Origin of the sequence: Shewanella sp. DC2-4, from assembly GCF_013248875.1 — a bacterium.
Classification (GTDB): Bacteria; Pseudomonadota; Gammaproteobacteria; order Enterobacterales; family Shewanellaceae; genus Shewanella; species Shewanella oncorhynchi.
In genome coordinates, this window is record NZ_JABRVR010000002.1 from 1,049,778 (window position 1) to 1,063,589 (window position 13,812).

Annotated in this window: 11 protein-coding genes; 6 read left to right on the forward strand and 5 right to left on the reverse strand. The window is 45.5% G+C overall.

The genetic code is table 11. From position 1 onward, the window contains the following. Positions 1 to 437: 437 nt before the first annotated feature. Genes HQQ92_RS05345 through cydX form a run of 3 tightly spaced genes read left to right on the forward strand, consistent with a single transcriptional unit; the run spans position 438 to position 3,285 of the window. Entirely contained in the window at positions 438 to 1,994 is a 1,557-nt protein-coding gene (locus tag HQQ92_RS05345) for a cytochrome ubiquinol oxidase subunit I (protein ID WP_173243700.1), read from the forward strand. A 15-nt stretch (positions 1,995 to 2,009) separates the two neighbouring features. Then, positions 2,010 to 3,149: a cytochrome d ubiquinol oxidase subunit II gene (gene cydB / locus HQQ92_RS05350; protein WP_028761243.1), complete on the forward strand. Its 1,140-nt coding sequence runs from the start codon at positions 2,010 to 2,012 to the stop codon at positions 3,147 to 3,149. A gap of 19 nt (positions 3,150 to 3,168) precedes the next feature. Further along, positions 3,169 to 3,285, forward strand: a complete 117-nt coding sequence (cydX, locus tag HQQ92_RS05355; protein WP_011788717.1) for a cytochrome bd-I oxidase subunit CydX — start codon at positions 3,169 to 3,171, stop codon at positions 3,283 to 3,285. 639 nt (positions 3,286 to 3,924) lie between these two features. Here the strand turns inward: cydX and HQQ92_RS05360 are convergent. Further along, positions 3,925 to 5,928, reverse strand: coding sequence for a methyl-accepting chemotaxis protein (locus HQQ92_RS05360; protein WP_173243703.1), 2,004 nt, complete (start codon positions 5,926 to 5,928; stop codon positions 3,925 to 3,927). Positions 5,929 to 6,188: 260 nt separating this feature from the next. On the opposite strand from HQQ92_RS05360, the gene HQQ92_RS05365 reads away from it, so the two are divergent. Continuing rightward, positions 6,189 to 6,434, forward strand: coding sequence for a YdcH family protein (locus HQQ92_RS05365; RefSeq protein WP_113939445.1), 246 nt, complete (start codon positions 6,189 to 6,191; stop codon positions 6,432 to 6,434). Here the strand turns inward: HQQ92_RS05365 and HQQ92_RS05370 are convergent. Then, entirely contained in the window at positions 6,419 to 9,499 is a 3,081-nt protein-coding gene (locus HQQ92_RS05370) for an efflux RND transporter permease subunit (protein ID WP_173243706.1), read from the reverse strand. The two genes, HQQ92_RS05365 and HQQ92_RS05370, sit on opposite strands and share 16 nt — an antisense overlap. 2 nt (positions 9,500 to 9,501) lie before the next feature. Continuing rightward, the gene (locus HQQ92_RS05375) at positions 9,502 to 10,608 is read right to left on the reverse strand and encodes an efflux RND transporter periplasmic adaptor subunit (protein ID WP_173243709.1); all 1,107 of its coding nucleotides are present in this window, start codon (positions 10,606 to 10,608) and stop codon (positions 9,502 to 9,504) included. Between the two features lie 139 nt (positions 10,609 to 10,747). Between HQQ92_RS05375 and HQQ92_RS05380 the strand changes: the two genes are divergently transcribed. Beyond that, positions 10,748 to 11,377: a TetR/AcrR family transcriptional regulator gene (locus tag HQQ92_RS05380; RefSeq protein WP_131523683.1), complete on the forward strand. Its 630-nt coding sequence runs from the start codon at positions 10,748 to 10,750 to the stop codon at positions 11,375 to 11,377. A 120-nt stretch (positions 11,378 to 11,497) separates the two neighbouring features. After that, complete coding sequence (locus HQQ92_RS05385; protein WP_168824508.1) at positions 11,498 to 12,442, forward strand: DUF6268 family outer membrane beta-barrel protein; 945 nt, start codon at positions 11,498 to 11,500, stop codon at positions 12,440 to 12,442. 12 nt (positions 12,443 to 12,454) lie between these two features. Here the strand turns inward: HQQ92_RS05385 and HQQ92_RS05390 are convergent, their stop codons facing one another. Together HQQ92_RS05390 and HQQ92_RS05395 are read right to left on the reverse strand one after the other, a co-directional pair. Further along, positions 12,455 to 13,015: a chalcone isomerase family protein gene (locus tag HQQ92_RS05390; RefSeq protein ID WP_173243712.1), complete on the reverse strand. Its 561-nt coding sequence runs from the start codon at positions 13,013 to 13,015 to the stop codon at positions 12,455 to 12,457. A gap of 300 nt (positions 13,016 to 13,315) precedes the next feature. Beyond that, positions 13,316 to 13,795: a DUF2947 domain-containing protein gene (locus tag HQQ92_RS05395; protein WP_028761235.1), complete on the reverse strand. Its 480-nt coding sequence runs from the start codon at positions 13,793 to 13,795 to the stop codon at positions 13,316 to 13,318. Positions 13,796 to 13,812: the final 17 nt, after the last annotated feature.

A 13,812-nucleotide genomic window follows, 5' to 3' on the forward strand; every position in this document is an offset into this window, starting at 1 on the left:
GTTGCTCACTACTCTTGTTTTTATCGATTGTCAATCCTCTCTGGTGGGGAAGTGTGTGCCTCACCGCAAAACCCACCTAAACCCCTGAGTTTGATTGATTTGCATCAAAGCGAGGTGGTATAAAATAGCCACAAATGAAAATGAATAAATATCTTAACTATCTGATATTTATATCGATGAAATCATTTGATTGAGTGAGTGGTAGGGTGTCGGTCTCAGTTACTTGTGATAGTGTGACTCGCGTCTCAATATGCAACAGATATTGGTACTTTTTAGCCCTTGCTGCTTCGAACTAATGCAAAAGATTAAATTTAACGGTTTATACTGTTGTCGCAGATATAAACACAAAATGAAAACTCACTATCCTACAAAGGCACTTGCTGTGATTGACGCGGGTTATGTCATAGCAATTGGACGCACCAAGTAAGGAGTCACCGATGATTGTTGAAGAGGTTGTTGAGCTATCGCGGTTGCAGTTTGCGCTGACAGCCATGTATCACTTCCTATTTGTTCCCTTGACTTTGGGGTTGGCATTTTTGCTGGCTATCATGGAATCACTGTATGTGATGACTGATAAACAAATTTATAAAGATATGACTAAGTTCTGGGGTAAGTTATTTGGTATTAACTTTGCCTTGGGGGTTACCACAGGTTTGGCAATGGAATTCCAGTTTGGTACTAACTGGTCTTACTATTCGCATTACGTAGGGGACATCTTTGGTGCGCCTCTGGCTATTGAAGGTTTAATGGCCTTCTTCCTTGAATCTACCTTCGTGGGTATGTTCTTCTTCGGTTGGGATCGTTTCACTAAGCGTCAGCATTTAGCCGTGACTTGGTTAGTGGCCTTTGGTTCTAACATGTCGGCATTGTGGATCCTAGTGGCAAACGGTTGGATGCAAAACCCTGTGGGTTCAGTGTTCAACTACGAAACCATGCGTATGGAAATGACCAGCTTCGCTGAGGTTGTGTTTAACCCTGTCGCGCAGGTTAAGTTTGTTCACACCGTCGCTTCGGGTTATGTGGCGGGTGCCATGTTTGTACTGGCGATCAGTGCTTATTACATCCTCAAGAAACGTGACTTACCTTTTGCTCGTCGCTCATTCGCGATTGCAGCTAGCTTTGGTATGGCGGCGATTCTGTCGGTTATCGTGTTAGGTGACGAATCTGGCTATAAAGTGGGTGAAGCACAGCGCGTTAAGTTAGCAGCGATTGAAGCTGAGTGGCATACAGAGCCTGCTCCAGCGGCCTTTACTGCTGTCGGTTTTCCGAATCAAGAAACCATGAAAACAGATTTTGCAGTCAAAATTCCTTATGCGATGGGTATAGTGGCAACACGCTCGTTGGATGAAGAAGTGACTGGTATTCATGACTTGATTGCTGAGCATGAAGTGCGTATCCGTAACGGTATGAAAGCTTATGCCATGCTAGTGAAACTGCGTGCGGGTGAAGAAACGCCTGAACTACGTGCTGCTTTTGAAGAAGCGAAAGTCGACTTAGGCTACGGTTTCTTACTGAAACGCTACACAGACAAAGTGGTCGATGCGACTGAAGAGCAAATTAAAGCAGCAGCTAAAGATTCTATCCCGAACGTAGCACCGATTTTCTGGAGCTTCCGTGTGATGGTAGGTCTAGGCTTTATCATGTTGTTCGTATTTGCTGCGGCATTCTGGCAAAGCACACGTCATCAAATTGCCGAGAAAAAATGGGTACTTAAAGCTGCACTTTATAGCTTGCCATTGCCTTGGATCGCGATTGAGTGTGGTTGGTTTGTGGCTGAGTATGGTCGTCAACCTTGGACGATTTCTGAGGTACTACCGACCTTTATGTCTGCGTCAAGCTTAACGACTGGCGACTTATGGTTCAGTATCCTTTCTATCACCTTGTTCTACACTGTACTGCTGGTGATTGAGATGTTCTTGATGTTTAAGTTTGCCCGCATTGGTCCGAGCAGTTTGAAAACTGGTCGTTATCATTTCGAGAACCTAGAAGCCTAAGCAGAGGATTTCATTATGTTTGATTATGAAATATTAAGAGTTATCTGGTGGGCTCTGATCGGCGTACTGTTCATCGGATTTGCGGTTACTGATGGTTTTGACATGGGTGTCGGTGCGTTACTGCCAATTATAGGCAAAGACGATACTGAGCGCCGTATCATGGTTAACACTATTGCTCCCCATTGGGACGGCAACCAAGTGTGGTTAATCACAGCAGGCGGTGCGTTATTTGCCGCTTGGCCTATGGTGTATGCAGTGTCTTTCTCTGGCTTCTATGTCGCCATGATGTTAGTGCTGTTTGCCCTCTACATGCGTCCAGTCGGATTCGATTATCGTTCTAAAATCGAAAATCCAAAATGGCGTAAGTCGTGGGACTGGGCTTTGTTTGCCGGTGGTTTTGTACCTCCGCTAATCATAGGCGTGGCCTTTGGTAACTTGTTACAAGGTGTGCCTTTTGAATTCGACGAGTTCCTACGTGCGACTTATCACGGTGGTCTGTTCGGCCTGTTGAATCCTTTCGGTTTGCTGGCAGGTCTTGTGAGCGTGAGCATGTTTATGATGCAAGGCGCTTCTTGGCTACAAATGAAGACTGACAGTGAGCTGCGTGTTCGTGCTGCGAAAGCCACGCAATTCTTCGCACTGTTAGTGGCTGTGTTGTTTGCTGCTGCGGGTGTGTGGTTAGCCAATGGTATTGATGGTTATGTAGTGACTTCAGTACTGGACCATAATGCGGTTTCTAACCCAGCCATGAAAACCGTCGCAATTGAAGCGGGTGCTTGGCTTGCCAACTATGACAAATACCCCATCACTATGCTGTTCCCCATCTTAGGTGTGGCATTGCCTCTGCTAGTGATTTTGGTTAGCCGCTTTAACCGTTCAGGTTTTGCGTTCCTATTCAGCTCACTCACTGTGGCTATGGTGATTTTGACTTGCGGTGCAGCAATGTTCCCATTCGTCATGCCATCATCACTTAACCCTAACGTCAGTTTGACTATGTGGGATGCAACAGCCAGTAAAATGACCTTAGGTGTTATGACTGCTGCTGCAGCGATTTTCGTACCTATAGTGTTGAGCTACACTGTCTGGACTTACTACAAGATGTTTGGTCGTATCGGCCGTAAGCATATTGAAGATAACAAAGCCTCACTCTATTAGGCATTAAGGAGCATCTGCTATGTGGTATTTTACGTGGATATTAGGGGTTTTGTTGGCCTGTTCTTTCGGGATTATCAATGCCCTGTGGCTTGAGAATACAGAGAACATGGACAGATCGGCAGAAGATGCCGAGTAACGTCTAAACTCGATTTAAAAACCTCGCATCAGCGGGGTTTTTTATTGAGATTTTTTGATCGGCGGAGGTTATTTTAATTAGAGGCAGAGCTAGGCTATCGTATTAGGCCAAGCAGTTAACTTCGCTGCAGAGTGGTGATGTAACTGCAACGAATAGGTCTGATATCATTGTTTTTGATTGTGCTCTCTGCAGATGCTTGCTCTGCATGGCTTAAGATATTTTCTCCATTACTCCATTACTCCTTTACTCCTTTACGTCAGTATCCTAAATCAAAGTCCCAAATCCATTTCTTAAATGTGGCTCCTATCGTTTTGATGTAGTGCTGTTATAAAAAATGCCGCCCTGTTAGGGCGGCATTTAACGTTTGATAAAGCACTAACTCTGTATCTAACCTGAACTCGGGATAACGAGTGTCGAAAAATCTAAATTTAACAAATAAAATCAATGGTATAAAATTATTCGTTTAAAGCGAAAAATCTATTTCCTGACTGAATGCGCAGATTTTTGCGCATATCAAGGCGCTCTGTCGTACGCCATAGCGAGCTATGGTTAGACAGAGCAACGCAGAGAGGCCCGAAAAGATGCCTATTCAGCGGCTCTGCTTATCCCGAGCTCAGGTTATCTAAGTCCGTATTTGAGTTAGGCCTTAAACTGGCTTATTTGGCGTTTTAAGGCGGCGGCTAAGGAAGACAGTTCATTGGCAGAATGCACTGTTTCAGTGGCACGGTGCTCGCCTTCGTTAGCGAGTTCGCTGATCTGATGCAAATTGTGGGTTATCTCTTGTGCAACACTGCTTTGCTGCTCAGTAGCCGAGGCAATATTGCGTGAGCTAATCGCGAGTTCGCCAATCCTACGGGTAATTTCCTTCAGTTGTTCACCCGTTGCTTCACCCTGTGCTGCAGATTCCATTCCTAATTGATGACTTTGGCTCATTTGTTCTGTGGTGCTTTTCACTTGAGTTTGCAGCTTTTCAATCGTTTGGCCAATTTCTACAATGGATGACTGGGTCCGCTGGGCGAGAGTTCTCACCTCATCGGCAACGACAGCAAAGCCTCGACCTTGATCGCCTGCGCGCGCCGCTTCAATCGCTGCATTTAATGCGAGTAAATTAGTTTGCTCTGCAATGCTGTTAATGACTTCGGTCACTTTGCTGATCGCTTCACTTTCATGGCTGACTTTTTCAACCGATTGATGACTGTTACTGAGTTGCTGACTGAGTTTGAGTAAATCCTGCACCACTTTCGTCTGTTGGTTTTGACCTTCTTTGGCTGCGGCATCCACTTGCTGGCTTTGAACTGCGCCATCTTGGGCATGATTAGCCACATCACGGATCGAGGTCGACATTTCTTCGATGGCAGTTGCGATTTGATCCGTTTGTAGCATTAGGGCTTGAGCTTCTTCACCATTTTGCTTCGCGATACTTTGTGCCTTGGAGGCCTGTTGCTCTAGACTCATGACTGAATCCTGCAATGCAATAATCAATTGCCTGAGCTCTGAGGACATAGTTGATACGCTGGTCGTGATTCGATCCACTTCGTTTTGACTCTGTGGTTCTGATGGCGCTAAGTGATGGCTAAAATCGCCACTGCCTAAATTTTCCATATGTACTTGGAGGGCATGCAAAGGTTTGAGTGCGCGAATTAAGACAACTGATAATAGCGCTGTGATCAGCGCGATCCCTGTGATAGCAACGATGGCGTTGATGGTGAGCAATTGCATACTTTCTTCATTAAGCTCACTTGCCTTGACTTGACCCACTAGCACCCAATTCCAGCCCGTTACGGTTTGGCTATAGGCAAACATAGGCTCATTTTTACTATTGCTGTAATGGGATTCCGCATCATTTTGGGTGGCATACGCAACACTTAAGCCATCAAGCATACTTTCGGTGATGATGTCACCTGCGTTGAACTTAGGATGGGCGACTAACACATTGTCCGCTTTGCGTACTAATAGAAAATGGCCACTTTCTTCTAAGGTGATTCTGTTAACTGCTTCTTGTAATTGTTTTAAGGAACTGGTGATGTCGAAACCAATATATAAGATGCCAATGACTTTGCCCTGTGTGTCTTTCACTGGACGATAGACTGTCATGTAGTCTTTGCCGAAAAGTTTGGCATAACCTTCGTATTCATTACCGCTGATCAGCACTTGATAGCCTGGATGTGTTTTGCCAAGGGAAGTACCTAGTGCACGGCTGCCATCGGCTTTTTTGAGCGAAGTCGAAACTCGCATAAAGTCATCGCCATCACGCACAAATACTGTAGCGGTACCGCCAGTTAGATTAGCAAAACGATCGACTTTACTTTTTGATGAGTTCACTTGTTCTTGTTCGTGCATTAGGGCTGGAGAGCCAACTCCCATCACATTGACAGTTTTATTTTGCAGACTAAATTGTCCAGGATACATTTCCTTAAAAACATCGGCGTTGCGTCTCGCAAGTTGCAGAAGACTATCGTACTGCAGCTCTAACATGTCTGAAACTGCACGCATTTCAGATTTCATGGCACTGATACCTTTATCTTCTAATACATTTGAAGCGGCTTTATAGGAGACGGTACTCAGTACGCCAAAGATGAGAAGAGTAAGAATAAACGCGAGGGCGCCAATTTGTTTTGCAATAGGCCAATTTTTATAATTCATCGTAAGATCCTATAGGTAACGGTTACATCAATGTAGCCTAAGTTTTACTCTGTAGTCTTGATGTGGGTCTAAAACTTCTGCAATTTTAAACTCATTTCGTTGATATTTTTGCAGTTTTAGACTTGGACTCATCGGCTTATTTTGCAGAAATGTTAGTAGATAACATGTTCAAGTACTGGCTGTATTTTGAGGGTATAGACTAAGCTGCTTAAGGTAAATGGAGTTTATAGTGTTAGAACCACATTATAGGAGAAGTGTATATGCTAGGTGAGAATCATGCGTTGGTTTATGAGTTTCCTGATTTTGTCGATCAAATTAAGCATTTAAAAGTGAATAATACCGTCTTCGCGACCATGGCTAGTCGTTACCATGAACTCGATAATAAAATTAGGGCGCTGGAGTTAACAAAAGTGCCCACCGCCGATGAGCACTTTTTAGCGTTAAAATTAGAGCGATTAAACCTTAAAGATAAACTGTATCAATATCTAGTTCATGATGCGATTTGAGCTTGTATTGCGGATGGGGTGTTCGCTGTACGGGTTTTCATCAGCAGCAAATACATAGTTGGAACCCATACCAGAGAAAGTAAAGTCGTCAGCAGGGTGCCGCCCGCGATAGCAATGGCAAAGGGAGGCCAAAACCCGCCGCCAGCAATGATGAGCGGAATAAAACCGCCCACGGTGGTAATAGTCGTTGAGCTGATATGACGACCACAGCTGCTGACGGTAGACACTATGGTTTCCATATCGCCGAGCCGAGCGCTCGGCATATCTTCTAGTTCGGCCAAGATCACAATCGCAGCGTTAATGGCAAGTCCCATTAATCCAAGTAGCCCTATGATGACTGGGAATCCAAAGGGATAACCGAACACAAACACGGCTAATAGGCCAAGTCCTGCCGATTGTATCGCGCTCAATAGAATAATCGCCGTGAGCCTAAAGGAGTTGAACGACAACACCACAGTGGCTAATAACAAGGTGACGACCAACATCATATTGGACAGTAAATTACCTACTGCTTCGTTACGCTTAGCGCTTTCCCCACCGATTTCAATGCGATAACCCGATGGCAACGGTAATTGAGCCACTTTATCTTTAACATCATTAAGCACTTGAGCAGGTAATACCCCACTGACGATGTAGGCTTCTATGGTATTAACCCTTTGGCCGTTGCGCCTTGGGATGGCGCCGCGGCTCACTTGCACTTCGTTGTGGGCGAGGGCGGATAATGCAACAGACTCACCCGAAGGTGTCATTAATTGAATTTCAGAAAGGCGGCTCACCTGCTCGCGACTGTCATCAGCAAGGCGAACTCGTACGGGTAAGGATTCTGTTTGCTCAAGCACGCTACCACCGATAACGCCTGTGGTTGACATTTGGATCTGTTTGGCAATGTCCGTCAGGCTTAACCCACTCATTAGACTGGCATCTTCATTTACCTGTAGCCACAGCTTAGGTGCACCGGCACTTAAGGTTGCACGTGTGTGAAGTACGTCCGGCGTTTGCGCGAGAATATTACGAACTTCGTCGCCCAATGATCGCAAAGTATCTAGATTCGGGCCGAAGATCATTAACTCCACTGGCGCATTAAAGGGCGGGCCTTGCTCGAGTTTTCGTACTAGTACTTGCGCTTCGGGAAAAGCGCTATCAAATTGCTGTTGTAATTCGGGGATTAACTCATTGGCACGCTCAAAGTCAGTCACTTTTACCATGGCCTGTGCATAGTTAGTCGCCCCTTGTTGGCGCTGCGTCAGGTTGTAATAAAATGAGGGCGTATTACCGCCGACCACCCAATCGACTTGAGTGATCCCTGTGACTGCGTGGAGTTTTTTATCCATCAACTGCACTTGGTTCAAGGTGTTTTCTAAACTCACATGGGGCGCAAGATAGATTTCAATTTGGAACATGTCCCTGTCCGATGGTGGAAAGAATTGCTCTGTCATCTTACCCGAGGCGAAAAACCCTAATACTGGTGTAATGCCGATAAGCAGTGCGCTAACGATAGGGCGTTTAAGGGCAATTCTCAGGCTCGCTTGAAAATATTGGCTCACTAGCGGGAGGTTGATCCCGTGTTGATACCAGACATCCTGTTTACCTTCATGACTAAAACGTCCCGCGAGCCCTGCAATTAGCGTATGGGAAATCACGTAAGAGCCCAGCAGCGCAAACATCACTGACATGGCAATACCACCGACAAATTCCCCCGCAGCACCGGGCATGAGTACTATGGGCGCAAAAGCCAAAATAGTGGTGATAGTCGATCCCGCTAAGGGCAGCCAAAGGTGGTGTAAGGTTTCGCTCACTGCGGCTAAACGGCTCATTCCTTGCTGACGCCTTTGCGATATGGCATCGACAATCACTATCGCATTATCCACCATGATCCCAAGGGCGACGACGAGTCCTGTCACCGACATTTGATGTATCGGCAGGCCGATATATTTCATGCAGGCCAAGGTAAACAGCGCTGTGAGCGGCAATGAAATCGCCACTATGATGGCGTTTCTTAAGCCTAGGGTGAGGAGTAATACCAGTAAGATGATGACAAATCCTTGCAGCAGGTTAACCACTAGCCCGCCAAGTCGTTCGCTGGTGTAACTGTTTTGCTCGAATAGCCATTGGATCTGGATATTGGCGGGGACGTCGCGATTGAGTTCGTCAACGACGTTATTGACTTGCGCTTGCCAAAGATCAACACGGGTATTATCGATCATTCGTACTGCAACCATTACGCCTTGTTCACCATCGACTAACGCTATGCTATCCGCTGGGGTTTGAGCTTGGCGAGTCACTGTTGCTATGTCGCCGAGGCGAATAATTTGCCCTTGGCTATCAATTTTAAGCGGCACTTGGCGAATACGGGTTAAAGAATTAAGCTCGCCGGAGACTTCAACTAAGGCACGAAATTCACGGTTGTTGATTTCACCGGCAGCAATTTTACTGTCGGCGCCACTGAGAATATAGGCGATGGACGCAGGAGAGAGCTGTAACTGGCTCATCTTGTTACCATCAAGCTGCACTAGCATTTCTTCGGTCGGTGCGCCGTAAAGTTTGACAAAATCCGTGCCCGATAACAGCCTGAGCCGACTCTGTAATTCTTTTGCGTAGCGGTTTAGCATGTCGACTTGTACGGGCGTATTACTATTCCACACTAAACTTAAGATGGCGGTGTAGGCATAACCAATTTGATCATCGAGTGTGGGAGATTGTATGCCCTCAGGTAAATTAATTTTCGCATCGGCCAATAAATCCCGCGCTCGAGACCATACGGGAGCCGTTTCTTTAACTGTATCTTTCAATTCTAACTGTATAACTGAAATCCCTGGTCGAGAGGTTGATTGGATCAACTTAATTTCTTCCAAACGCCTGAGCTGGTTTTCAATGACTTCAGTCACTAAGGCTTCGACCCGCTCGGCTGAGGCGCCAGGATAAGGGGTGATCACAGAGGCGAAACGGTTAGTTATGTGGGGATCTTCAGTACGCGGTAGGCTCGATATCGCACCAAAGCCTGCGACAAGTAATAGCGCAATAACGAGGCTGACTAAGCGGCCGTTTTCAACAAAGGCTTTAATCATAATTACCTCGTGACTGCAGCAATGGGAGATACAGTTTGGCCTACGACCAGCTTATGCAGCCCTTGGCTGACATAGATTTCATTAGGCTGAATCGCGCCTTGAATGTAAGCCATGTCTTGGGTGGTGTAGAGGATTTCCACATCGCGGCGCTCTATGATGGATTGCTGTTCATAGTTTGCGATGACATAGAGATTCCATAATCCACGAATACCATCCGTCAGTGCGGAAATGGGTACCCAGTAGCCCGGTTGCGGGATTTGCTGTTGTTGATGCAGATACGCAATTTCGCCATTGATTACATGTGCATCTTGGGGCAGGCTTATTCTCAGTTGTAGGGTACGACTGATGGGATTGACTTCAGCGCTAATACCGGCAATTTCAGCAGTAAAGGTTTGATCTCGTACACTAACTTGCACTTGCTGTTTGGTGTTAAATTGCTCCGCTAGCGCAACAGGAACACCAATATAAGCTTCAGGATTGATGTTACCCACTAAGGTGAAGATAGGACTGCCCGCGGCAATCACTTCGCCAAGATTATGTAGCCTTTGGCTGATGGTGCCGTCAAAGGGCGCTACTAAGATGGATTTATCGAGCTTAAGTTGATTGGCATGCTGCGAAGCGAGTAGACGGTTTTTCGCTGCGGCTAAGCTATTTAATTGTGAGCGGTTTTCATCTAATAGCTGTTCAGAGACATAGCCCGATTTCTTTAATTCTTGATTACGTTTTAGAGTGCTGGTGGCCAGATCAACATCGGCTTGGGTTTGTGCCAGACTTGCTTGGATCTCTTGACGCTCGGCTTCGAGTAGTCGGGTATCGAGAACTGCAAGTATTTGTCCTTGCTTAACTTTACTCCCAGAATCGACCAGTAAATTGTTTAACTTTCCTGCTAGTTCAAAGCCTACACCTGTGGTGTTACCTGCACGGATAGTGCCAGTGAAGGTCTGAAAGTGTTCATAACTTGGGGTCTGGATCAACGCTTGGCTTGTGACTGTGGGTAGCGTGGCTGTCGTAGCGTGTTCAGTCACTTCCTTTTGACAGGCGGATAATGTGGCTAAAGCAAACACGCAGACGCTAAGAGTGCGCCAAGAAAGTCGGGCAGTTCGATCCATTTTAAAGGCTTCCGCTGTAAGTTAAACGTTAATACTATGTAACTAGACTTTCCAGTCTAGTTGTACGAAACTAGACTGTCTAGTCTATTTTGTGCTTAACTAATGCCAATTAATTATGTCTATCTATTTGAGAGTTGATATGACGCATTCCTCTGAGACGCAATTACCTTTGAGCCGTAGTGAACAAAAACGTCAGCAAGTCCTTGTGGCTGCTATTGATTTGTTTTGTCGTCAAGGTTTCCCTCATACCAGTATGGATGAGGTTGCAAAGCTTGCGGGCGTGTCGAAACAAACCGTATATTCCCATTACGGCAGCAAAGATGAATTATTTGTTGCGGCAATTGAATCTAAGTGTGTTGGCCATAATCTTAATGATGATTTGTTAAGTGATCCCACTAAGCCGGAATCGGCATTAACCCAATTTGCTTTGCAATTTGGGGAAATGATCGTCAGTCCTGAAGCTATTACCGTATTCAAAGCCTGTGTGGCGCAATCCGAAAGTCATCCTGAAGTGTCGCGATTGTTCTTTGACGCGGGCCCTAAACACATAGTGGGCTTATTGGCGGATTATTTAGTCGCTGTAGAGGCGTTAGGGCAATATCGATTTGGTAATGCTCACCATAGTGCAGTGCGTTTATGTTTAATGCTGTTTGGTGAGCTAAAACTTAAATTAGAATTGGGGTTAGCGGCCGATGAGCTTTTTGACGACAGGAATCATTATATATTGGGTTGTGCTGACATGTTCTTGAGGGCGCATCGGGTAGAGTAAAGGCTTGTTTGTTTCAAAGGTATTAGTTTGTATCTTCATTTTGAAAGTGTGAACCTTTTTATTCAATAGCGCGTATTATGCACAAAAATTTATCCATTATTTTAAATGCAAGGAGCTAGCGTGGCTAATCGAAAACTCGCACCATTAAGCGTAAAACAGCGGTTGCTGAAAGGCAGTTTGTTATTGTTACCGTTAATGAGCTGTGCCGCTATTGCAGCGGATAAACCTTCGCAGGAATACAAACCTTTTAGATTAAGTGTCACGCAGATCAGCACCCAAAGCGCCGAGGTAGCTAATGGCAATACTGAGCTACAAAGGGACAGCTTATTACTGAATGCTGGGATGAATGTATCACTGGATAAGCAATGGTCGCTAGGCTTTCGTGTGGGCTATGACCGACTTGATTATGACTGGCGTAACATCACGCTTACTGGCGCAAACAATGTCGCACCGCTGTTTGGCACCGACGGACAGAATTGGGATCATATTAATCGTTACCGTGCCGGAGTGTCGTTAAATTATCGCATGGATAAACATTGGGCCTTCTTTTTAGCGCCGCAGATCCAATATGCCTACGCCGATACTGCATCGGCTAGCCAAGCTCAGAGTTACGGTATTGTGGCATCGGCCATGTATGCATTTGATTCGGGAAACATGATTGGCTTTGGCGTCGCGTATCTTAATGATATCGATGAAGTTCGCACTGTGCCTTATCTTGCCATGCGTTGGCAGATAGATGAACATTGGACACTGGCTAATCCATTCCAAGCTGGTTTTAGTGGTCCAGCAGGACTAGAGCTTAGTTATCAATTCAATCCTGATTGGAATATTGGTTTGGGTAGTTCACGTCGTACTGAGCGATTCCTTATTGAGGATGATGATATTGCTGTAGAAACGAACGAATGGGTGAGTTATCTGCGTGGCGGTTGGCGAGCAACGCCTGCTTTAACCGTAAATCTCTATGCTGGTTATTACTTTGATGGTGAGTTAGAAGTGACAAATCAAGCCGCGCTTGAAATGGATAACCAAGGCGCAGCGGCCTTGGATATCGAATTCAAATTCTAACGTTAATGTCAGTTATTTGCCCAGCATGGCCTCTTTGAGGCTTTTCTGGGCTGGCTTATCACCTAGCCAAATTTTTAACAGTGCTTGACGGAACATTTCACCTTCGATGGTGGCTTGTTCCTGACCATTTTTATAGGCCGTCACGCCGCGGGCTTTATTGGCGACTAAGGTAAATTGGTCACCTTCTTTAATTTCTTCCTTAAACAGCGCCATAAAGGTATCTATCTGCGGTTGAATATCGGCGGTGTTTTCTGTCGTCGCTTGCTCAAAACCTTCAGTGATCGCATCGCGCATTTTTTCTGAAGTGATCATGCCTGAGGTAATGTTAAGGCGTATCGCTGCAACTGGTGCATCAATAACCGCTGCAGTGCTACTTAATGCTGCTGGCAAATACAAACTGCCTACATATAAATCCATAAAGAACTTACTGCGAACGCCCGCGCCATTGAGCTGTAATGTTTGGCTATCTAATGTCACTGTCTCGGCGACTTGCACTCCTGAGACTTCTTTGGCCATTAATGTGTGGGGTAATAACAGCGCGCTTGCTAGGGTCAGAGTGGAGAGTAACTTCATAATACACCTCATTTTTCTATTTTAATTATTGGGTTTTAAGCAGATTTTCATGAGTATTTACAGCAAAAAGTTGACCCCAACTTCTCAAATACTCGGCACCGAAAATGGATGTTAATCTAAAGAAGAGGGGAGTGATAGGCTAATTGTGCTTACGCATCATTCAAACATGGTTAAATATGGCATACTCATCATTAAATATGAGCATGCCAACAAGATAACTCCTCGCGCTAAACTATTGCGTAAAAGTGTTGGCGTAAAGCTATCGATGGGAAATTATCAGCGTTAAGCGCCCTGTATAAATTATCCGCGAGTGCCTAGCTTGTATTGACCACTCTGTTCGAACATCACCGCTTGTTTCTGTTTTGGCGAGATCAAAATGGGACCGTCGTCAAAGAAAAGAAAACACTTCCAATTGCGGACGAACACATCCCAACGAGTTTCAATAATCTGATATTTTTCATAGCAAAAATACACCGGCGTTTCATCGGGCCATTGTATAAACTCAGCTAACATGGTGGGTAAACTGCTATCTTCACTATCCCAAGCGCTCTGCCAATGATCTGTTTCCACCCAAGCATCAGCCTTCGCCGCCCAATCTCCCTTAGTAAATTGCTCCGCACGACTACTCTTGTTGCTGATCCATTGGTTCCAGATTTCCATCGCACTTTTATCTGTTAACGGCAGGATGTGCGCCTTGTCCTCGTCGGTGACAGGCAAGTCTTTGTGGTTGAAAATCCACTTACGGCGGTAAGTTTCTAAAGGTATATAGGTATGAGCCAAACAAAATCTCCTAGGAT

Excerpts from the sequence above, each read along its gene's own strand:
- HQQ92_RS05345 (WP_173243700.1), top strand. The coding sequence starts at position 438 with ATGATTGTTGAAGAGGTTGTTGAGCTATCGCGGTTGCAGTTTGCGCTG.
- cydB (WP_028761243.1), top strand. The coding sequence starts at position 2,010 with ATGTTTGATTATGAAATATTAAGAGTTATCTGGTGGGCTCTGATCGGC.
- cydX (WP_011788717.1), top strand. The coding sequence starts at position 3,169 with ATGTGGTATTTTACGTGGATATTAGGGGTTTTGTTGGCCTGTTCTTTC.
- HQQ92_RS05360 (WP_173243703.1), bottom strand. The coding sequence starts at position 5,928 with ATGAATTATAAAAATTGGCCTATTGCAAAACAAATTGGCGCCCTCGCG.
- HQQ92_RS05365 (WP_113939445.1), top strand. The coding sequence starts at position 6,189 with ATGCTAGGTGAGAATCATGCGTTGGTTTATGAGTTTCCTGATTTTGTC.
- HQQ92_RS05370 (WP_173243706.1), bottom strand. The coding sequence starts at position 9,499 with ATGATTAAAGCCTTTGTTGAAAACGGCCGCTTAGTCAGCCTCGTTATT.
- HQQ92_RS05375 (WP_173243709.1), bottom strand. The coding sequence starts at position 10,608 with ATGGATCGAACTGCCCGACTTTCTTGGCGCACTCTTAGCGTCTGCGTG.
- HQQ92_RS05380 (WP_131523683.1), top strand. The coding sequence starts at position 10,748 with ATGACGCATTCCTCTGAGACGCAATTACCTTTGAGCCGTAGTGAACAA.
- HQQ92_RS05390 (WP_173243712.1), bottom strand. The coding sequence starts at position 13,015 with ATGAAGTTACTCTCCACTCTGACCCTAGCAAGCGCGCTGTTATTACCC.